Origin of the sequence: Bacillus sp. VT 712 (assembly GCF_001614195.1) — a bacterium.
GTDB lineage: Bacteria > Bacillota > Bacilli > Bacillales > Bacillaceae_H > Priestia > Priestia flexa.
The window spans coordinates 19,571-40,328 of record NZ_LWBK01000033.1 but is presented as its reverse complement, the minus strand read 5'-3'; the positions used below and the strand labels follow the sequence as shown (position 1 = coordinate 40,328).

27 protein-coding genes are annotated in these 20,758 nt (G+C 38.1%); 9 read left to right on the top strand and 18 right to left on the bottom strand.

Translation table 11 applies throughout. The features are described from left to right. Window positions 1–81 precede the first annotated feature (81 nt). Window positions 82–1,202, top strand: a protein-coding gene (locus A2U94_RS15050) for an IS3 family transposase (RefSeq protein WP_197473406.1) whose coding sequence is annotated in 2 segments (ribosomal slippage) — window positions 82–331 and window positions 331–1,202 — 1,122 coding nt in all. Because the reading frame shifts where the segments join, the coding sequence is not laid out codon by codon here. A gap of 318 nt (window positions 1,203–1,520) precedes the next feature. On the opposite strand, the gene A2U94_RS15045 is transcribed toward A2U94_RS15050, so the two are convergent. The 11 genes from A2U94_RS15045 to A2U94_RS14995 form a co-directional block, all read right to left on the bottom strand. Continuing rightward, a complete protein-coding gene (locus tag A2U94_RS15045) occupies window positions 1,521–1,877 on the bottom strand; it encodes a hypothetical protein (RefSeq protein WP_000041340.1) in 357 nt (118 codons plus the stop codon). An 18-nt stretch (window positions 1,878–1,895) separates the two neighbouring features. Next, complete coding sequence (locus tag A2U94_RS20775; RefSeq protein ID WP_231882770.1) at window positions 1,896–2,600, bottom strand: hypothetical protein; 705 nt, start codon at window positions 2,598–2,600, stop codon at window positions 1,896–1,898. A 462-nt stretch (window positions 2,601–3,062) separates the two neighbouring features. Beyond that, window positions 3,063–3,755 (bottom strand): SMI1/KNR4 family protein, encoded by a 693-nt coding sequence (locus A2U94_RS15035; protein WP_025907979.1) that lies wholly within the window; start codon window positions 3,753–3,755, stop codon window positions 3,063–3,065. Between the two features lie 6 nt (window positions 3,756–3,761). Then, window positions 3,762–4,016: a hypothetical protein gene (locus A2U94_RS21885; protein WP_025907980.1), complete on the bottom strand. Its 255-nt coding sequence runs from the start codon at window positions 4,014–4,016 to the stop codon at window positions 3,762–3,764. A 279-nt stretch (window positions 4,017–4,295) separates the two neighbouring features. Continuing rightward, entirely contained in the window at window positions 4,296–5,531 is a 1,236-nt protein-coding gene (locus A2U94_RS15025) for an IS110 family RNA-guided transposase (RefSeq protein WP_025907981.1), read from the bottom strand. A 157-nt stretch (window positions 5,532–5,688) separates the two neighbouring features. Further along, window positions 5,689–6,465, bottom strand: a complete 777-nt coding sequence (locus A2U94_RS15020) for a recombinase family protein (RefSeq protein ID WP_025907982.1) — start codon at window positions 6,463–6,465, stop codon at window positions 5,689–5,691. A gap of 421 nt (window positions 6,466–6,886) precedes the next feature. Next, window positions 6,887–7,432, bottom strand: a complete 546-nt coding sequence (locus A2U94_RS15015; RefSeq protein WP_025907983.1) for a T6SS immunity protein Tdi1 domain-containing protein — start codon at window positions 7,430–7,432, stop codon at window positions 6,887–6,889. A 19-nt stretch (window positions 7,433–7,451) separates the two neighbouring features. After that, window positions 7,452–9,653: a polymorphic toxin type 15 domain-containing protein gene (locus A2U94_RS15010; protein WP_025907984.1), complete on the bottom strand. Its 2,202-nt coding sequence runs from the start codon at window positions 9,651–9,653 to the stop codon at window positions 7,452–7,454. 18 nt (window positions 9,654–9,671) lie between these two features. Continuing rightward, a complete protein-coding gene (locus A2U94_RS15005) occupies window positions 9,672–9,932 on the bottom strand; it encodes a DUF5344 family protein (protein WP_025907985.1) in 261 nt (86 codons plus the stop codon). Further along, window positions 9,932–10,357, bottom strand: coding sequence for a YwqH-like family protein (locus A2U94_RS15000; protein WP_025907986.1), 426 nt, complete (start codon window positions 10,355–10,357; stop codon window positions 9,932–9,934). Before A2U94_RS15000 ends, A2U94_RS15005 begins: the two co-directional genes overlap by 1 nt. A gap of 162 nt (window positions 10,358–10,519) precedes the next feature. After that, a complete protein-coding gene (locus A2U94_RS14995; RefSeq protein ID WP_025907987.1) occupies window positions 10,520–11,074 on the bottom strand; it encodes a GNAT family N-acetyltransferase in 555 nt (184 codons plus the stop codon). 135 nt (window positions 11,075–11,209) lie between these two features. Here A2U94_RS14995 and A2U94_RS14990 point away from each other — a divergent pair, with 135 nt between their 5' ends. Continuing rightward, window positions 11,210–11,650: a PH domain-containing protein gene (locus A2U94_RS14990; RefSeq protein ID WP_025907988.1), complete on the top strand. Its 441-nt coding sequence runs from the start codon at window positions 11,210–11,212 to the stop codon at window positions 11,648–11,650. Here A2U94_RS14990 and A2U94_RS14985 read toward each other — a convergent pair. Continuing rightward, entirely contained in the window at window positions 11,647–12,078 is a 432-nt protein-coding gene (locus A2U94_RS14985) for a GNAT family N-acetyltransferase (protein ID WP_025907989.1), read from the bottom strand. The genes A2U94_RS14990 and A2U94_RS14985 overlap by 4 nt on opposite strands. Before the next feature lie 107 nt (window positions 12,079–12,185). Between A2U94_RS14985 and A2U94_RS14980 the strand changes: the two genes are divergently transcribed. Beyond that, complete coding sequence (locus A2U94_RS14980) at window positions 12,186–13,043, top strand: aminoglycoside 6-adenylyltransferase (RefSeq protein WP_025907990.1); 858 nt, start codon at window positions 12,186–12,188, stop codon at window positions 13,041–13,043. Window positions 13,044–13,130: 87 nt separating this feature from the next. Further along, window positions 13,131–13,511 carry a hypothetical protein gene (locus A2U94_RS14975; protein WP_025907991.1) on the top strand — a complete coding sequence of 127 codons (381 nt, stop codon included), beginning with the start codon at window positions 13,131–13,133 and terminating at the stop codon, window positions 13,509–13,511. Between the two features lie 50 nt (window positions 13,512–13,561). Here A2U94_RS14975 and A2U94_RS14970 read toward each other — a convergent pair whose 3' ends face one another. Both A2U94_RS14970 and A2U94_RS14965 read right to left on the bottom strand, forming a co-directional pair. Further along, the gene (locus A2U94_RS14970; protein ID WP_025907992.1) at window positions 13,562–14,068 is read right to left on the bottom strand and encodes a GNAT family N-acetyltransferase; all 507 of its coding nucleotides are present in this window, start codon (window positions 14,066–14,068) and stop codon (window positions 13,562–13,564) included. Between the two features lie 17 nt (window positions 14,069–14,085). Next, a complete protein-coding gene (locus A2U94_RS14965; protein ID WP_025907993.1) occupies window positions 14,086–14,970 on the bottom strand; it encodes an alpha/beta fold hydrolase in 885 nt (294 codons plus the stop codon). Between the two features lie 224 nt (window positions 14,971–15,194). Here A2U94_RS14965 and A2U94_RS14960 point away from each other — a divergent pair, with 224 nt between their 5' ends. After that, window positions 15,195–15,614, top strand: a complete 420-nt coding sequence (locus tag A2U94_RS14960; RefSeq protein WP_025907994.1) for a hypothetical protein — start codon at window positions 15,195–15,197, stop codon at window positions 15,612–15,614. A 107-nt stretch (window positions 15,615–15,721) separates the two neighbouring features. Beyond that, the gene (gene pgoN, locus A2U94_RS14955) at window positions 15,722–16,564 is read left to right on the top strand and encodes a glyoxal/methylglyoxal reductase (RefSeq protein WP_062954707.1); all 843 of its coding nucleotides are present in this window, start codon (window positions 15,722–15,724) and stop codon (window positions 16,562–16,564) included. A gap of 40 nt (window positions 16,565–16,604) precedes the next feature. Here pgoN and A2U94_RS14950 read toward each other — a convergent pair whose 3' ends face one another. From A2U94_RS14950 to A2U94_RS14935, 4 genes are read right to left on the bottom strand one after another with little or no spacing between them, the layout of a single operon-like run. Next, entirely contained in the window at window positions 16,605–17,150 is a 546-nt protein-coding gene (locus tag A2U94_RS14950; protein WP_062954705.1) for a histidine phosphatase family protein, read from the bottom strand. A 52-nt stretch (window positions 17,151–17,202) separates the two neighbouring features. Further along, window positions 17,203–17,583, bottom strand: coding sequence for a DUF5412 domain-containing protein (locus A2U94_RS14945; RefSeq protein ID WP_025907997.1), 381 nt, complete (start codon window positions 17,581–17,583; stop codon window positions 17,203–17,205). Between the two features lie 15 nt (window positions 17,584–17,598). After that, entirely contained in the window at window positions 17,599–18,018 is a 420-nt protein-coding gene (locus A2U94_RS14940; protein ID WP_025907998.1) for an NUDIX hydrolase, read from the bottom strand. A gap of 21 nt (window positions 18,019–18,039) precedes the next feature. Continuing rightward, a complete protein-coding gene (locus A2U94_RS14935; RefSeq protein WP_062954703.1) occupies window positions 18,040–18,516 on the bottom strand; it encodes a GNAT family N-acetyltransferase in 477 nt (158 codons plus the stop codon). Between the two features lie 172 nt (window positions 18,517–18,688). Here A2U94_RS14935 and A2U94_RS14930 point away from each other — a divergent pair, with 172 nt between their 5' ends. From A2U94_RS14930 to A2U94_RS14920, 3 genes are read left to right on the top strand one after another with little or no spacing between them, the layout of a single operon-like run. After that, a complete protein-coding gene (locus A2U94_RS14930) occupies window positions 18,689–19,429 on the top strand; it encodes a VOC family protein (RefSeq protein WP_062954701.1) in 741 nt (246 codons plus the stop codon). 48 nt (window positions 19,430–19,477) lie between these two features. Next, window positions 19,478–20,239, top strand: coding sequence for a GNAT family N-acetyltransferase (locus A2U94_RS14925; RefSeq protein WP_062954699.1), 762 nt, complete (start codon window positions 19,478–19,480; stop codon window positions 20,237–20,239). Window positions 20,240–20,248: 9 nt separating this feature from the next. Continuing rightward, the gene (locus tag A2U94_RS14920) at window positions 20,249–20,695 is read left to right on the top strand and encodes an ASCH domain-containing protein (RefSeq protein ID WP_025908002.1); all 447 of its coding nucleotides are present in this window, start codon (window positions 20,249–20,251) and stop codon (window positions 20,693–20,695) included. Window positions 20,696–20,758: the final 63 nt, after the last annotated feature.

Sequence of the window (20,758 nt, the reverse complement as noted above, 5' to 3'; positions counted from 1 at the left end):
TGGATCGGCTATACTTAGTTAGACAGAAATTTTAAGGTCAAGTAGAATTAACTATACTAATCAGTTATGAGGAGAATCTACATGACAAAAAAAGTACGTCGAACGTTTACCGAAGAATTTAAGCAACAGATCGTGCAGCTATATCAGAATGGAAAGCCTCGTAAAGACATCATTCGAGAATATGAGTTAACACCATCTTCGCTTGATAAGTGGATTAATCAAAGTAAGTCCTCTGGTTCCTTCAAAGAAAAGGATAACCTCAGCCCCGAACAGAAAGAGCTGCAGGAACTTAGGAAACGTAATAAGCAATTAGAGATGGAGAATGATATTTTAAAGCAAGCCGCGCTGATACTAGGACGAAAGTAAATGTGATTAAGAACAACCAGCATAAATACTCGATATCAGCAATGTGTAAGGTCCTACAACTCCCTAGAAGTACGTATTATTATGAAGCAAAAGAACGAAAGAATGAAGACGATATAACTTCAGACATCATAGAAATTTTCCATCAAAGCCGCCAAAATTATGGTGCGAGAAAGATAAAGCATGAGCTAAAGAAAAGAGGGAAATTGGTTTCTCGTCGTCGAATCGGCAGAATTATGAACGAACAAGGACTTGTTTCAGCTTATACTGTAGCTCAATTTAAACCCCATAAGGATAAACCAAATGAAAGTGATCAAGCGAATGAGTTAAATCGTGAATTTACACAAGAGGAAGAATTGACTGTCGTGGTCAGCGACCTAACTTATGTAAGAGTCAACAGAAAATGGTATTACATATGTGTATTTGTTGATCTCTTTAATCGGGAGATCGTTGGATTTAGTACAGGTGAGAACAAAGATGCTTTACTAGTTTATCGAGCTCTATCGTCAATAAAAGGTAATTTACATACGGTTCAAATGTTCCATACTGACCGAGGAAGAGAATATAAGAACCAAGTCATTGATGAGGCCCTAGAAACGTTTAACATCAAGCGATCTCTAAGTTTGAAAGGCTGTCCGTATGATAATGCAGTAGCAGAAGCAACATTCAAAATCATCAAAACAGAGTTCGTAAAGAAACGTCATTTTGATAGCTTAGAAGAGTTACAAAGAGAGTTTACAGATTATGTGCACTGGTTTAACCATCTACGCATCCACGGTACTTTAGATTATTTAAGTCCAGTGGAATACAAATTTACGCACCTTAAGAAAACTGTCTAGTTTAGTGTTGACAATCCAATATATTCCATGTGTTTATATTCAGCACCCAATAAAATGTCATCTCGCCTAAGCTCGTACTTTATTTTCTATTCCATCATTGCACATAACACTCTATGATGGTACAACCATCATGGAGTATCTATTTTCAAACACCATATATTTTTCTATCCACTTCAAAAATACATTCTTTTTCATCAATTTTTCTTATGTGCTTTTGTATTTATCGTTTTAGAATCATGAGATTTATCACTCGCTTATGTTGCTTTACTAATACAAACTCTTAACATATATTTTTAAAATAATAATTATTAAGACCAATTAAACTTCGTCAGACAAAGCATCATCGTAATCCTGTAATTCTTCCATAATTTCTTTTAACCGGTCAATATTATTTATAAATTCGCCGTAAGAAATTTCTTGGTAATCGAAAATCCCTTCACCGTATTCATCACTATCAAATATTTTCACTTCCGCACCTAACTTCAACAAGTTATCAACTAATCCCTTTAAATTTTCCATATCATCAATATCATTTGCATCTGTTTCGGCAAAAAAATCTTTGTTTTCAATTTTATTTTTTATCTCTGTAATTCCTAAACCAGTGTACTTTCTTAATGGTACTACACATTTACTAAATGGACCATTAGAGCTTATTGTAATTGCCATTTTACTCATCTATTATTCTCCTTTCCATTAAAATCCTTCTAAATAATTTGGATTAACAGGTCTACCAGGTGCATTTTTACTATAGCTTCCGCCATGCCAACCCCTTAAATGTTCCCTGCTAGTTACAGGATAAATTAATTCTCCTCTATTACATATATGTGGGTAATTCATAGCATTGTAAGTATGATGTCCAATTATTGATTGCCCATTATATTGAGGTTTTTTTCCTCTTAAAATCTCTTGTATCTGTTCATTAGTCCAATCCCTTGTTGTAGGTTCTCCATCTAAAATCCTTTTCTTTTCTTGCTTCCAAAATTCATTAACCCCTGCAGCTCTTCTTTTTGAAAATCTTTTATCCCATTGATATCTTTTATATTCTTCTTTTGTTACTGTACGATTTTCAATCTTTTCTTTTATTTTTTTCTGCTGACCCCTACTTAAAGATTTGTATGGTGTAAGTTTTGGTGTTAAATCAAGTTCTGCTTTCAGTACCCTTCGGGCAATAATCTCTTCTCCTACTGCTACTTCTTTATTACCCAGAACTTCACCCGTACCCTTAGAAACATCCTGAACATTCTCAACATTCCGAACCAGCTCAACCTCTTTACCCTTCTTCTCCACTCCAACGGGTTTCTCCACACGCTCCACATTCGAATTCGCCACAAATCTCCCTGTCTCTGGGTCTTGGTATCGCTTGACTTTTGGGTTGTAAATAGGCGTAATCATCTGCATCGCTTGCTGCTTCACGTTCTGCAAGGTTTCCCTTACCGTCTGCTGGGCAAGCGCTGGACCGGCTGGCGCTCGTTCAGGCATGAGCCTTGGCATGGTGCTGTCTAAAATACTCGTATACGTTTTATGTAATGACTGTGTCCACGATGCCGGCGCGGTTTTGACGCTATGGTACGCTTGTTTGGTGACGTTGGCAACGGTGCTTGTGCGCAAAATGTTGATTTGAACCTAAGTGATTATATATATTTTAATTCGTAAATCTTCATAAAGAAAGCACTTGATTGCCTAGATAGACAATCAAATGCTTTCTTTTAATTTTATAACGTAATTCATTACTAATTCTATCCTTAAACCCACGAGCAAGTTTAATTTCGTAATTTTTTGGCTTGTTCCTTGTAACAATACTTCATAAGTTTAAAATGTCTAATCTCCTATCATTGCTGCTTCTAAATATTTATATATTTTTTAATTGTCTTGAAGGCCTATTACAATCCATTCATCTACAATATCCCAAAAATCCACATTATATTCAGGCTTATCATTGGTAAACCACAATGTCGCTACATCACCTATACAGTTGTTTAAATCTATAGCAACATATCCTCCCATGCCATTTTCAAAAAAACCATATGTTGTAGCCATATTAACTCCTAATGGCCCATCTAATTCTTCAAGTATTCCCCATTCATGATCCTCAAAATGAGTAATGCGTTCTACTGGTACAAGTCCCATAGCTCTACTTGGCAGATAATAAAAACCATTGTGTAATTTTTCATAGAACTCCTTTATAGATTCTGGAACATTTGACCAATCGTGTTGCATTTCTAGAATAGAATTAGTCGGTATACCACCTTCATAATAAAGTATTTCGTCATTTTCACTTTTTACGCTGTATAGTACTGCATATTGTCCATTATCTACAATTAGTTCAAATTCTAATAAATTCTCTTTCAAGTATGATATAGTATTACTCAATTCTTTTTCACATACACTATTCCATAAAGCTATTAATTTATCTTTCTTTCTAGTTTTATCTGTTTCTTTAAATATCTCTATCCATTTTTCAGGCATATTTTCCTTTTCAATATTGAGTAAGTCTCTGTTAGACACAAACTCTATACTTTTTCTATATTGTTTTAAAAAAGATAATTTATCCACCCGAAATCACTCCTTTTTATTTATCCTATTAAATTCATCTATAATTTTTTGGATCTCAATTTCTAGTTCTTTTTCTTTTAATATCATTTTTTCCCTAAATACAGGGTTTACCGGAATATTTTCTTTTTTGTAGATGTACCAATCTGCAAATGACTTTGAACCTTTAGATGTATTAGCTGCTTCACTAAGACCTATAAAATTCTCTACAAAATTGGCAATTTCCTTCTGTTGATTGTAAGTTAATGTCTCAAAACCTTCCATACGAGCTATTTTCTCTAGGGAAACAATATGATCTGCATGCAGTTTTTTATCAATTATTTTTCCAGGTAAGGCAAAATCCTCAGTTCCAATAATATCATCAATATTTTTGTTAACTTCTCTTTGTATTTTAGAAGATGGTGATGCTCTTCTTAATTTACCATATGTCTCATCGGAAATTTTCCTTTCGCCATATCTTGCACCTTGTATATTATTTTCACCCGTACCCTATGTTGTAATCTTAAAAGCTTCTAATAAAAAAACAACTTATCTAAAACCTTATTAAACTATTTCCTTCTCACTTACTATCGGCAATTTATAGGCTGTTTTATGCTTCATCATGCCGTATATAATATTCACAAGCCTTCTCATAATACAAACCAATGCTTGTCCCTTTGTTTTGCCTTCCTTAAGCTTTCGTTGGTAATATGCATAAAATACTGGGTTCCTTGGCAACTTACTCCCCTTTGCTACTTGCACTTGTTGCACTGCTAAGTTGTAAAATAAAGCATGCAGCGCCCGATTTCCCTGTTTGCTTTTTTGTTCCTTACCTTTCCCACCAGAACCAAAGTAAACAGGTGCAATCCCCGCAAATCGTGCTAATTTGTTGGCATTCGGAAAGCGTCTTACGTCACCTATCTCCGCAATTAAAGCAGAAGCTGTTACGAGGTCAATGCCTGGCATGGAGTCTAGTTGAAAGTCTAGTAAGCTCATTAACTCTTTTAATTCGCCTTCCACATAGTTCATTTCCTTCTTTTTAAACGTGATGTCTCGAACGATGCTTCTTACTAGAAAGTCTCGCGTTTCTTGATGTTCTTTTGTTGTGTTCCCATCTTCTATTACTAGCTTCAATATTTCATTCGCTTTTTTCACCGAACAAGTATTATGGCTCACTTCTAATAAGAAGGTGGTCAATTGTTTTATACTCACACCTTCTAAACAAGACGGTGATGGGTATCGTTCCCAAAATGCTAAAGCTGTTTTCCCATCCACCTCGGAGAAAAACTTCTTATAGCTTGGATAATGATGGCTCAATTGAATATGCAGTTGGTTTTTTAAAGCACCTTGAGCTTTCACCAATGCATTTCTTCTAGTGACCAATTGTTGTATTGACCAAAATAAATCATTCGGTTTCGCGTCAGGCAAATGGTTCAGTTGGTTCAACAAAATGCGTGCCACACATTCTGCATCCCAGCTATCACTCTTTTGTGTGGTCATATGGCTTTTTCGTTCAGCGTATGAAAGAGCTGGGTTTACTTCTTTGACAACCTGTCCATGATCGGTTAAAAACTGTGCTAACGATCGTCCATATCCACCTACATCTTCTAAACCAAATACAGGTGTAATTCCTTCTTCTATTAGTTTATCAATATCCAATAAAAAAGTTGGGAAGGCAGACGGTTTATTTTCAAATTTTATTTCCTTTAGCTTCTCTTGCCAACAATTAATGACCACTGCCACATGGTGTTGCTTATGCAAGTCTACACCCACATAAATATGTTTCTGCTTTTCATGCATCGTTCATCCTCCTATTCAGTTGTCAATTATTGAATGAAAATGCCGGCAACCTTAGTTCGAGCGTTCACCTATCGGTGCGCATTGGTACGAAAGCCTATCCATTTTCAACCTTACAGAAGAATTTATAAGAAAATGAGTCCCTTTTTTAAGTAACCTTTTAAATTATTGCTTCATGTTTGCCATTTGCTTGTATTTGTCCGTAGGTATAGATCCCTTGATAAAAACTTTCTCGGTCTAATATACGTTTCACTTGTACTTTCGTAAATGCTTTCCCTTGGGTTGTTTGATACCCTTCTTTATTCAATGCTTCTGCCAACCTAGACAGTGACCATTTCTTATATAGCTCTTTTAACTCAAATAACCGTTTTACTACTTCTGCATGCTCGTTATGTATCTTTAATTCCTTTTCACCCTTTAGCTTTGTATAGCCAAATGTTACCCTTCCCCCTGCATATCCACCTTCTTTTGCCTTTTTATTTCTTCCTTTCGTTAGCTTCAGCGCTATTTCAAGCCGTTGATATTGGTCTAATAACTCCATTAAGCCATTGACCAAAAAATCGTTTGGGTCTTTTTTGTGAATGCTGTAAAATGGCTGTTCAATGCTTTTAATATCACAGCCGTATTTCTTTAATTCTCGTTGAATCAGTACCTTGACAATATCTGACCGCCATAATCGACTTGTATTGAGCACCACCACATAATCAATTTGGACAGACGAAAGGTGAGCCAACATTTCCTGTAAGCCCACCCTGTCTATTTCCAATGCTTCTTCATTCAGTTTTGCGCCACTAATTCCTTCATCTCTAAAAATATGTTTCAAGTTCCAGCCCTGTTCTTTACAGTATACTTTAATTTCATCTTCTTGATATCTCAAGCTATATCCATCTCTTGCTTGACCTTGAGTCGAGACTCGTATATACCCAACAACGTTCAACTTTCCACCCTCCCGTTACGGAAATTACAATTTATGTAACGCTTTTTAAACGAATAGCGAGTATTATACGACCGTCTCTAGTTAAAATACAACATAAAATTTATAGGCCAAAGGCAGAAAAGAACTTCCTTTAATGTTACCTCTTGTTTTAAGCCACGAGCTTTGTGAATCTCGTTAGTTTGTCAGCAATTCCATATCATAACTATCTCTGCCATGTGAAATGTCATCTCGCCTATTTCTCGTTCTTATTCCGTTCCTCAAAGTGTTAAAACAATACTTCATGATGGTACAACCTTCATGAGTTATGAATTTCAATTAAGCATCATCAATGTCATACAAAGTTTAAATTTCTAACAAAAAATAAAAGCACCTGTTGCCTAATAAGGCAATCAAGTGCTTATAGTTAACATAGTCTTGAACATTACTGCACTGGTCCCATAAATTCAGTAATAATAAGAATATGTTCCTTCAATTTTACTTTCTTTAGGTTCTCAACTTTTTCCGCGCCACCTAAACCTAATAGAGGGGTGTATCCAAAACACTCATCATAGTTAGGGGCACTGTATTTACTAATCGCTTCAGGATAAGGCTGCCACATTAATTCATCGTTCATAAAATCATTATCTTTTAAGTCATCAAAAAAGAATTCAAATCCGGATGAAACAACATTAACATCTCCTTTCCTAAAGTTTAATAAATTTACATACTTATCTTTTTCCCATACTATAATATCACCCATTGCGGTTGTAAAAATAGGAATGGCCTGCTCATACCTTAGATAACTTCTCTCTAAAATATCTAAATAATCGTCTGGATTAATAACTTTTAAAAAGTCATTTACGAAAGTACCAAAACCATATTTTTTCCATGTTTCTATTAATTCTTCAGGAAGTTTATCCTTATATTTTAAAATAATATCATCATCAACTGTTTCATGTTTTATAAAATCGCTAAATATAGTTTCCAATTAACATACCCTCCATTGATTATTGAGTTAATTTCACATTTAAATAAGTATTCTTTAGCTGCTCCGATGACATATTCTTCGCCATTTCCCTAATTTGCTCATCAACAACATCAATTCTATATTTCCATTGTGAACCTATCGAGGAATTTACTCTTTTATCCCCCATACCTCCAATAATGTCTGTTCTTCCTCCAGCTATTTGATCTGGATTATGAAGTGCTGCTTTTGTTTCCAGCCATTCTGAAGCTTGCTTTGTCGCCTCTGCTCTGGAAAGTCCTTGTTTTCGCAGTTCAGCAATTTTATCTTTAAGTGCTTCTTGTCTAGCCATTTTTTGAGCTGCATTTCCTTCTATTGCTCTACCTTCAGCAATATATCTGTCTCTATTTTTCAGATACTCGTCAACCGTTAATTCATTCATACCTTTTTCTTGGTCTTTTAATTGTCTTGCAAACTCTTCGGAGTCATGTTTAACATTTCTTTTAAAATTAACTTCAACTTCTTTTATTCTTGGTACATCATCCAAATGCTTTACATTACCCGTACCCTTAGAAACACCCTGAACACTCTCAACATTCCGAACGCGCTCAACCTCTTTACCCTTCTTCTCCACTCCAACGGGTTTCTCCACACGCTCCACGTTCGGATTCGCCACAAATCTCCCTGTTTCTGGGTCTTGGTACCGCTTGACTTTTGGATTGTAGATGGGTGTGATCATCTGCATCGCTTGCTGCTTCACATTCTGCAAGGTTTCCCTTACCGTCTGCTGGGCAAGCGCTGGACCGGCTGGCGCTAGTTCGGGCATGAGCCTTGGCATGGTGCTGTCTAAAATACTCGTATACGTTTTATGTAATGACTGTGTCCACGATGCGGGCGCGGTTTTGACACTTTGGTACGCTTGTTTGGTGACGTTGGCAACCGCACTTGTGCGAAGCGTATTGCGCATTTGCGTGAGCTTTTCGGTTCCTTTTGTCACCACGGCTTGACCCATATTGGCTGCGTAGCGCGTCGATAGGGCACCTGCGCCTGCAATGCCGAGCGATTGGAACAGGCTGTTTTGGCGCTGTTCTTCAGAAATCGCATTGCCGAACATGTCTTTTCCCGTTGTGAATTCGTACATGCCGTTTGCGGCGACTAGGCCGTAGAGACCTTTTTCTGCTTGTTCGAGCGCTTTAAACGATTTGGACGTTTTGTACGCATCAAGCGCGTGATCAGCAGCGTTGACACCTTTGGCGGTAACATAGATGGCTTTTCCGCCTTTAGCTGCGCGACCTGCCCAGCCGACAACGGGAATGAATCCAGCCGCTGCCATTGCCCCTGCCGCTACGCGTTCCGATGTTGAAAGCTCACGTCCCGTAACGGGATCTACGCCTTCGGCTGCTCGTTTATAATCATAATATCCTGTTACCTCTCCTGTAAAGGTTGAAACCGTATCCCACGTTTTTTCATACCACTTTTTATTAGCTTCTTCAACCGCTTGGCGCTCCGCTTCTTTTTTCAGCTCGTGAACATTTTTCATTTCTTCATGATACGTCACGTAGTTCGTTGCGTACTCGCTTGCTTCTTTTTGAACTTTATACAACTCGCTTGCATGATACGCTTTTTGATCAAATAAAACTGGATACGCCTGCCCGCCTTGCGTCGTAGCTCCGTGTAAGCTGTTGGTTGCAGCTTGGGTCAGCAAATAATTTGATTCCATTTGCCTATAACCTTCTAACCACTCTGCATCCAATTTTTCAACTGCTTCAACCGTTTCATCCCGCTTTTTTTCTGCTTTATCGATTGAATCGTTAAAATCTTCGGCAGAAAACGCAGACAGTGAGACTAAGTCGTCCACTTTATGCAAAATCGTTTGAAGATCTTCTCGCTGCTGAGCAACGAGTTCTTTCGCTTGGCTTACGGACTGTTTAAGATCATGCTCTAAAAACGATAGGTCAACTACCGTGTTTCCTGCTAGGTTCGCGTCTTCTGCTTTTACGTACAGCGCTGAGAAATATGACTTGGTCATTTGGACTAAATCAATCCAACACTTTGCGTTATCAACTTGGTATTCATAGAACTTCTTAATGTTGTCGGCACCTTTTCCTTGAAGGCTATCATCCAGCTTAGACACGGCAGCTAGCGCTTTGTGGAGGGTCTGCAGCTGGTCTTCAAGATTTTTATACGCTTTTTCTCGTTCTTTGGAAAAGGTTGAAATGCCCTTTGCATCGTATATTTTCCCCATTTGATTCACCCTTTTTCATTATGAACGCACAATGGCTTCGTCTTGTTCTTTTAATAATTTCACGTTAGCTTTCGTGTCCTGTACGCTTTTTTCTAAGGCTGTGATGTACGTTTTTAAAAGCTTTCCCAGCTCTTCTTCCTGTGACTTCCACTCGTTTGTGCTTGAAAGGTTGTTATCCCCGACATCGGAGTTTCCTGGGAGCGATAATTTTTGAATGGCTGTTTCGACGTCTTCAAGCTTTTGCATGACGTCTTCATAGTTGAGCTTGATTGATGTCATTATAGCTTTCTCCTAATCTCACTAATTTTATTCTCTAAATCTGCGACTGCATCTTCCCCTTTATTTAAAAGAGATTCCGCTTCGTTTACAAGGTAGCTAACACCGCTATAAAAGCCTTTTTGAGCCTCGTACCACGTGATTTTATGGTTAATCGCATTTATATAGTCGTCATAATCGTTCGTGATAATATCGTTGATTTCGTTGTATGCTTGCTTTCTGTTATCATCAAAGTTTGTGGATATATCACCTTTCCAATGATTTCCTAAGTCTGGTTCCTTTACTTCTTTTATTTCTACTAATGACCGTTTCTTTTCGTTTTCAATCTCTGTTTTTGCGGTTTTTAAACGCTGAATTTTCTCTTCAGCATCCGCAACGTTTCCTGAGATTGTGCTTGAAAAACTTTGAAGCATTTGTTCAAATCCCATGAGGTTCACCTCTTTACCACTTTTTCCAATATTTATAGTTTAAAAGTTGCTTTTAATTAGAGAAATAGGAAATTTTTCTCTTTTTTCTACAGTAAGACAACGTTCCCTTAAATCCGCCAAAATAATAGGTATAAAGAATCACAAATAAAAAAGCCGCTCATTTTAGTCGGCTCTTCTTTCTTTCCATTCCCTTTTTAGTAAGCTGTACATATACAAATCATCAAATTTCCCGCACGTGCGCTCATATTCTCTCAGCAATCCTTCTTGATGAAATCCAAGCTTTTCAACAAGCTTCTGCGATGATATGTTTTCTAGTTCAATTAGGGCTTGGATGCGATGTAGCTTCCAGTTTAAAAATCCATACTCGATGACTGCTTTCATAGCTTCAGCTGCAATGCCTTTCCTCCAGTATTCCTGATGAAGCTCGTATCCAACTGACGCTCTTTCATGACTAGATTCATAATCTAAAAAACCACAGCTTCCAATTATGACGCCTTCTTCTTTTAATGTAATGCCCCATCTCATCCCGGTACCTTCATTTACTATATTTCTGTACCAGCTGAGCTCGCTTTTCACATCATCAATCGTTTGAAAAGGCTCTAACCCCATATGCTTCATTACTACAGGGTCAGATAAATACCTTAGCATATGAACGGCATCACTTTCTTTTGACTCACGGAGAGTGAGCCGCTTCGTATCCAATGTAGGTATGTTCATGTGTTTCTTCCTTTCTTAGCTAATATACTAAATCTATTTTTTCACTTCGCATTAGTAAAAAGCGAAACCAATTCCTTACATTAAGCGTATAAACTAGTACTAACTCGTTTTCAAAAAATGAACGGAGGTGCTTTCTTGAAATTCCGCTCTCATATCGACCGCTTTTTTGGTATGGTAATAACCACTTCTTTAGCAACCCTTGGTGTAGTATTTTTTCTTCCTCTTTTTTTAGACAGTGAAACAACTCTGCTTGATATTATTATTTCTATTGCATTATTTTTAGCTTGTGGAGGCGTCATGGTATGGTCTAGTTTTTTTGCGACGTATGAACTTCACTCTGATTATCTTATTGTTAAAGGGGGCGTATTGAAGATTCGTATTCCATATGAAGAAATCACAAAGGTAGCCCCAACTCGTAATGTTTTTACGGGGTATAAAGTTCTCGCTTCAAAGGATGCTATTGAAATCTTTTATACATCTTCTCTTTTAGGAAGCGTAAAAATCTCACCGGCTAAGCGTGATCTTTTTCTTTCAGAGTTGAAAGCACGCTGCCACAGTAGCTCCTTTAAGTTTTAACGTATCTCTTTTATAAACCCAGTGCTTTTCGGCTGGTAGCCCATTTTTTGATAAAAAAGATGCGCAGCCAGCCGCTCATCTCGGTTGCCGCTGTTTAATCCAATTGCCATGCAGCCTTGACTCTTCGCCCACCTTTCTGCTTCTTTGATCAACATTTTCCCGACGGCTTTTCTTCTAAATTTCTCATGAACAACAAATGCAACAATACGAGTATAAGAGCCATCGTATTCATAAAAATAGCTTTTACATAAGCCAGCCATTCCCGCTACTTCACCGTCTATCTCTGCGATGAGCGTATGATAATCTGACGAAGCTTGAATAGCGGATAGCCTCACTTGAAGGTCTTCCAAATTCGTTGGATAACCAAGCTGTTCCATAAGCGGAATCAACTCTTTAACATGATGGTCTTGTAGAGATCGCACCTTCATCTTTGCACTCCCTTTTACACTATGAAATAATGAAATTAAACCCTAATAATTCCATTTTATCAAAAAAGCGGATGGAAAATAAACGTTTTTAAGAAAGGAGAATGAACGTGCGCAGTAAAGAAGAAGTAATGAATCTTATTTTGAACTATGCGAAAAACGATGGCCGCGTACGAGCAGTTGGGATGTGTGGTTCACGTGTCAATCCCAAGGCGCCTCGTGACCATTTTCAAGATTACGATATTGTTTTTATTGTATCTGAGATGGAAAGCTTCTTAAGTGACCCGACATGGATTGACTATTTCGGAGAACGTTTTTTGACCCAAATGCCGGAACAAACAACGTTATTTTCGCCTTCATTAGGAGGAAAGTTCAGCTATCTCATGCTGTTTCAAGGCTATACGCGAATTGATTTAACTCTTTGTCCGCTTTCACTTAAAGAAGACTGGAACCGTGGTGATGAAGGTATTTCAACCATATTGCTAGATAAAGATGATTTATTTAGGGCACCACAACTTCTAAGCGATAAACAGTATCATCTTCGAATGCCAACCGAAGCTAACTTTCTAGACTGTTGCAACGAATTTTGGTGGGTTTGTACGTACGTTGTCAAAGGCCTTTGCCGCAATGAATTTTTATATGCAGTAGATCATCTGACTATTCAAGCGAGAACAGAACTTCTGCGCATGATGTCCTGGCGAATTGGTACTGAGCGTGGATTTACGTTTAGTTTAGGAAAAACCAATAAGTACCTTCCAAACTACCTGGAAAAACACGAGTTTCTTGAGCTTCAAAGCACCTATGACGTATCGACCAATAAAAAGGTTTGGCATGCGCTCCAAGCCAGTCAAACGATGTTTATTCGCGAGTCTACGAAAGTGGCAAAAGCGCTTGATTTTCAAATCAATGAGCAGGAAGTAGCTAATAGTCTTACCTATACGCGTGAACATAAGAGAGTGTATGCGTGATGAGAACACAGGTAAACATTATTCAATGGTTTTTATAGAAAATAATTACTAAAATGATATAATAAAGCAACAAGGTGGCGGTGCTTTTTGGTGAAATATATAAAGTGGCCAGATTTACTATTTATGCTGATTCTAACTATTATTTTAGTTTTTGATTATTTTCCTAACCCAATGTTTACAAAAATCCTACCACAAGCTGCTTTTGTTTTATTCGTTAGCGTGATTGGGTTATTGTTTATACTGAGTATCATAATTAGAATCCGCTCGGAAGAAAAAATAGCTGAAGGCTTAATAGGACAACTTATTCTTACTGTCTACATTGTTGTAGTGATGACAATATTGTCGCTTTTAGGCGGTGAGTCTACTTCTGGTGTCTCTTTTAGCAACTGGATTTTCTGGGGCGTTCTCTCTCTTTCTCTGTTTGAAATTTATTCAAGATGGAAGAAAGTCAAACAAAAAGAAGCATAGGTATCGGACTTATGCTTCTTTCCTTTTATCATGCTCATCATTCTTTTCTATTACACTAGCTTATAATAAAACACCGTGGCATCCAGATTACCGTTGGCTGACAATGCATAGTTGGGAATTATCCCTGCTTTTGTGTACCCCATTGCTTGGTATAGTTCGTTTGATGGATCACCTTCTCTTGTATCTAATACAAGCAGTGAAATGCCATGCTTTTTCGCTTGGGCTTCAACTTTCTCCATTAATAAGCGGCCAATTCCTTTTCTTCGAAAACCAGGGTGCGTCATTAACTTTCCAACTTCAGCTCGGTGCTTTCCGTTTTCTTTTCTTTCTAAATATAGCTGAACGGTGCCCACTACTTTGCCTTCACTAGCTGCGATAAGCAGGACGGTATCATTTTGATTGACTCCACTCCAGTACATATTTGCTTGGTCGTTAGACAAAGGAGGCAAAAAGCCAATTGATGCCCCTCCTTCCACGCACGTCACTAAAAGCTCTGACAGATTTGATATATAGTCGGCTACGTTGTCTACTACTTGTAAATCAATCGTTTTAGTCATTCATTTTCTCTCCCAAATTATAAAGTAACATGCCCATTCACAAGGTCATGCTTTTTCATAAACGCTTCAACTTGATTATGAATATCTTCTGCATCTTTTCCAATCCACAGCAAATGTCCCCAATTATCAAGGAGGCAAAGCGTTGACGTTGGAATTGATTTTTTTGCGTGATGTGCATGCTCCAGGGAGACAGCTTGGTCGTTAAGGCTGTGCAGAATCAGAGTTGGGCTTTGGACCGTCGTCAGCAAGTGATTAAACCTCTTGGACGTATGCTGAAGATCTAAGATAAATCCTTCTCCTGAACGATAGCGATTATTCATACGCTGAAATGCTTCCAGGTCTGAATCTTTCATTTGTTTCATGACTTCTTCTGCCGGAAGTTTACTAAAAGATGGAACAAACTTCTTAAACATAAACTGTACGTTGCGGTTTGACAGACGAGCCACGAGCTTCCACGTCCACTTTTCAGTAAGCGGATGAAATGCAAATTTCGCTACCTTATAATTGAGACTTTTTTTAGACAGCCATTCTTTTGTGACGGCACTTTGTAGAATTAAGCTATTTGTACGGTTTGGATACATTGACGCAAAGCTAATTCCGCTCGGACCTCCCGCTGAGACTGCAATGATATGTACTTTTTTAATGTCTAACTGATCTAACATCTTCGCATAGCAACGAGAAGCTAGTTCGAATGTTTCGCCAAGTTCTTTTGAAGTAGCTCCGTATCCTGGTCTTGACGGTGTTATGATTGAAAACCCGCTTTTTACAAGACGTTCATACCCTAACTCTTCTCGGCAGTTCGAGTGCCCCCCGTGAAATAGTAAGATCGGAGTTCCTGTTCCAACAACTGAATACTCAAGCAGGTGCCCATCTACTTCCATATGATAAATGATTCGCTCCAACCGCTTCACCTCCATTTTCTGTTCTTTACAAGATAGCCAAGAATACTATTCAATATTCGTTTATCCTTCTGTTTCTCCTTTTCTGATCAGGAGAAAATTGTTAAAATACCCCTATACTTCCAGGTATCATTTTACACTAAATTGGTCAAATAAGTTAAACTAGAAAAAAGGAAGAAAAAATTACAATATACTGGTATATTGCTAGAAAAGGTAGGTAATGCAGCGTGTCTCACTTTGAAACAACACTTCAGTTAAAAACAACTATTCTAAATACATCTTTTCAACTTTTCGACTACATAACTACTCGCCCTCACCTATTTGCGATTGCCTTACACCAAGAGCTTGGCTATCCTATAGAGTTTATGTGGAATTCAGACTTTAAGTTTAAAGATGAAAGCGCACCAAGAGTGGTGCTTATTCATGCATACTGCGTGTTACCAAATCATCAATATTTGGATGCAAGAGGCTACGTGTCGCATGACCTAATTGCACAAGAAAAGCCACATCAGCACGCTTACTACGAACGTGTGTCTAGTAAGCAAATTGAAGAGTTAACGAATCTTGGTCGGCTTTGTAAAGAAGAATTGCTTGAGATTGACAGCTTAAGAGACTTTATTAAAGAGAACGTACATGTCTATTCATAAGCTCTATAGGCACTTTGAAGTACCTATATCACTTTAAAGTGCTTACTTTTCATTTTATTAACTCTCTCTTATTATAAGTCATGTACTTACTATTGGAGGTTGATAACATGATTACGCATTTACAAGATACAGTAACATTAAATAACGGCGTAAAGATGCCCGGGTTTGGTTTAGGCGTATTTAAAGTGGAAGAAGGACCTGAGTTAGTTGAAGCTGTAAAAGCTGCGATTAAAAACGGCTACCTCAGTATTGACACAGCAGCCATCTACGAAAACGAAGAAGGCGTTGGTGAAGGAATTCGACAAGGTCTACAAGAGACGGGTCTTTCACGTGAAGAGCTATTCGTAACGTCAAAAGTATGGAATAGTGATTTAGGGTATGAAGAAACGCTTAAAGCCTACGAAACTAGTCTTCAAAAGCTTGGATTAGACTATTTAGATCTTTACCTTATTCATTGGCCAGTTGAAAGAAAATATAAGGACGCATGGCGTGCGTTAGAAACGCTTTATAAAGACGGCAAGGTAAAAGCAATTGGCGTAAGCAACTTCCAAATTCATCATTTAGAAGATTTACTACAAGATGCTGAGGTGAAGCCAGTCATCAACCAAGTCGAATATCATCCGCGCTTAACGCAAAAAGAGCTTCGTGCTTATTGTGAACAGCAAAACATTCAGCTAGAAGCTTGGTCTCCGCTTATGCAGGGCGAACTGCTTGATAACGATGTACTGTCTGCGATTGCTGCTAAGCACAATAAATCTACGGCTCAAATAATCTTGCGCTGGGATGTTCAAAACGGTGTTATCACGATTCCAAAATCAACAAAAGAGCACCGTATTATCCAAAATGCTGATATTTTTGATTTCGAACTAACGTCTGACGAAATGCAAGAAATTGATGCACTAAACCAAAATCACCGAGTAGGTCCAGATCCAGACAACTTTGATTTTTAAGTAAACAAAGAGGATAGACAAATTGTCTATCCTCTTTTCATTACCTCTGATTCCAAACCCTTTTCATAACTCCTTTTGTAGAAAACAAATCTATTCGATATAAGTCTGGATTCGATAAATTAGACCATTCTTGAAATCCAAAACTAGCATCAAAGTGTCGTAACAACAAGCTCATTAAATTACCATGCGTAACCAATAATGAGATTTCATTTAGATTACCCACCTCTTCATATACAACAGCTAGCGCACGCTGAGTTGCTTCTTTTGATGACTCTCCACCTTTCAATTGGAGATTTTCATCATGAAATGTTTGCTTTAATAGCTCTAACCAATTGTCTACGGGTTTTCCTGTTAGAACACGTTCCGCTAAGCGCTCATCTTGCTTAATGGAAACGCCAATCTCTGCTGCAAAAGGTGCAGCCGTATGAATCGTTCTTATGTACGGACTTGATATAATAGTTGAAATACCTAAGGGCTTTAAGGACTCTACTAGCGATAGGGCATCTTTTTTCCCTTCCTTCGTTAAAGGGGCATCAAAATCTTGTCCTTCAGCTTTACAGTGCCGTAGTAAATAGATTGTTTTCATTTTCTCCTCCTGAAAACCTATTAAGCTCACATACATTCATACTATTCGTCCATTACTCTCGCCTAAAATCATAAACATCATTTGGAACATGCAGCGAGTGTCCGTTAATCTCGACCGTATCTTTACCTTGCCAATGAATATCCGCACTGCTTTCTTTATAGTTCCAGTAAATATTCTTTTCTTTATTTCCTTTATTAAAAACAAGCTCCCCTCGAACAGCATAGCCGGTAGTTGCGCCTCCGTCCGAGAGGTATGCTTTTAGCGTATAGGCACCATCGGGTGATGTGGATTCAGTAAGATATTTTCCTTCAGGAAGACGACTCATATCAAAAAATGTCCGATATATGCCGTATCCCAAAAGACTGATACAACCACAGCACCCGATTAATAACCACTTCGTAAGCTTCTCTTTTGTTTTAATGACCTTTAACAACTTCCATCCTCCGCTTTAGTTCACTTTTAAAACTCCATCTTCAATGTATCTCAGTAAAATTTTCCGCTCTTCTTCAAACAGCATAAATAAATCATCCATTTTTGCTACAGGCTTCCATGCTACATCAACAATGAGGTTATCAGGATCTTGGAGCTTCTTTTCTCCACCTACTAACTGAACAGCAAAATATTTAATATGCACATCAACACCGTATGTGACCGTATCGTATTCATGGACTTGACCTAGGATTTCAACCTCGTATCCCGTCTCTTCCAAAACTTCACGAACGCAGCATTCTTCAAACGTTTCACCGCCTTCTAGCCCACCTGACGGAACAGACCATAGCTCTGGGTGATTTGGCTTTTCTTGCGCCACCATTAATAATTCGTTATTTTCATTGATGCAAATCGCTGCTGCGCCTTTCCAGTTTGACATGCAAAATCCTCCTCCATTCAGTTATAGCTTCTTCATTAACAACAGTTCATCTCGAATTGGAATTTCATCATAACCAACCAAAGGAATACTTGGCTTTTGTTTTCTTGCTTCTTGAACTGCGTTTGGAAATAGGTAAGCTAAATGATAACCACGCCTTTGGTAAAACCGAAGAGCCTTTACGTTATCATTTGTTGTAATGAGCGTTACCTTCGTGCAACCTACGGATTTTGCTTTCTCTTCCACTGCTTTCATGAGGGCCGTGCCATATCCGCTGTTTTCCTGCAAGCTATCTAACGAGATTATTTCACATTCTTTTTCTCGTATTTCATAGGTGACTAACCCAATGATGTTATTGTGCTCGTCATATAAGATAAACCCACACAGAGAGGAACAGTCATACGCACCAACAGAAGTAATCATTTTTGTACTTCCCCAATGCTTTTCTAAGAATCGACTGACTTCTTCTCTGTCATCAATAACAACGCGGCGAATTTCCATTTTTCAACACCCCTGTTCCCATTTTATACTATTGTTCTATTTTTTTACATAACAAAAGTAAATAAATAACATCTATCCTTTCTACGACTAAAGATGTATTCCTTTTCATTCGTTGTACCGTGGCTGTTTTTATGGACTACATCATAAACTAATGGTAAAGGAGTGAATGATGATGATTACCCACTATGCAAATCTCGAACTGCTTACGGTATCTATTCAAGGTGTCAAACAATTTTATGAAAAAGCACTACATTTAGAAATGACAAACGAAACAACTGAGTTTATTCAGTTCAGACTGACTCCATATAGCACGCTTAGTTTCAAGGAATCCTACGAACCAATTAAGCCCGCACACTTTGCCATTCAAGTGTCTTATCAGTTGTTTACTAATGCTGTTACACTTTTAAAAAAATCTGGCGTGTTTTTGTTAGCTCAAAACGAAGGAAATCCTATCGATGAACATAACGGTCGAAAAAACGTGTATTTCCGCGATTGTGACGGTAACTTACTTGAGTTAATTGCACATGACTATATTCATGAAAATAAGTTAAAGGGCTATGGTAAGCTGAATGCATTATATATAAGAGAAGTAGGATTTCCAGTAAAAGACGTTGGAAAGTTTCGAAGCTGGCTAAAAGAAACTTTCAGCATGAAAACAGACGAAGATGATGACTACTTTAACTTTGTGATTGGTGGAACAGCTTATGCAGTGGTCGTCTCAGAAAAGCGGCCGTGGATTCCTATCGCCATGAAAGCACTACCTCCTAACATAAAGGTGACGCTCGGTACTCCACTTCCGCTAACCAATCAGCAAAATTTTATAAACAGCGGCTATCAATTCTCTTTAGTACACACACCTGAATTCCAGCACAGTTTTCTTCAGGATTTACGGTTGCCACCTGATTGCTATTAGGTGTATACTTGTAAAATTATAGAATATTTATAGACTAGGAGGCGCAGCATGCAAACAACAACAGATACACTACGCCTACTTGAACAACTGGCTTCCAATGCTTGGACAGCTCATACAACTGAAAAACTCGGTGATTGGACGATGCGCTATACGTTTGGTTATACAAAGCGCGCCAATAGCGTCCACGTGGTTGGCTCACTTCCTTTTGATTTAAACTGGCTTCAAAAGGTTGAGAATTTTTACGAAAGCCGTAACACAGCGTCATGTTTTCATATCTCTCAGCTTTCACCAGCACAGTTAGATGAAACACTGGGTTCAAAAGGTTATAAAAAAAGCGATGAATGCTTTACGATGATGGCAGCCTGTGAAGATACGCTCCAAAATGTCAAGCTGGACATTCAGTATGATGCCGACTATTTACGCGAAGCAACTCCTGCTTGGATTGATGAGTTTCTGACGTTAGAAGGCTTTTCAAAAGATCGCTTTGACGCCTATACTCATATCTTTTCCAGCATTCATGCTTCTAAGACGTTTCTGCGCTTATCAAGCAATAAAGAAACGGTGGGTTTAGGATCCGTGGTAGTTGAACAAGGGTACGGATGCATCAGCAACGTAATTGTACACGCTAAACATCGCCGAAAAGGGATTGCCAAAGAGCTGGTGAGCGCGCTCGTTCAATGTGCTCAAAGACAAGAAGCTGACTATGTTTACCTGCAGGTTGTGAAAGAAAATAAGCCAGCAGTTGATTTGTATGAAAAGCTTGGTTTTAAAGCAGTATCTTCTCATCATTATCGTATTCTGAAGAAATAGGTGAAAAAGATGAATGAAATCGATCAATTTTGGCAGGATTTTTGCAAAAAAAACAACCTTACTAACGTCTCGTACAAAGAAGCATTTCAGTTCGGCGCGTCTTCTGGCTGGCTTGCTTCCTTAGTTGTTGAAGGTAAAAAAACAGCTACCACATCCGGCTATGTTTTCTATGAACTTGAAAACGAAGAGTTACCAAAAAAAGGAGATTATTCGATTGTGCTAGACGAAAACAATCAGCCAGTTGCCGTTATTCAAGTTCAATCGGTAGACGTTTTGCCGATGAACGAGGTATCAGAAGAATTCGCATTAGCTGAAGGTGAAGGTGACTATAACTTCTGGTGGCGCGCTCACGAAGAATTTTTCACAAACGAATTAAAGCCGTATGGAAAAACATTTTCTCCTGATTTAATGGTCGTTTGTGAGCGTTTTGTAAACCTGAGTTTAAAAAATTATTAACATGTTCAGAGTACATAAAAAAGCTTTTAAGAACCAAATTCTTAAAAGCTTTTTCTATCATTT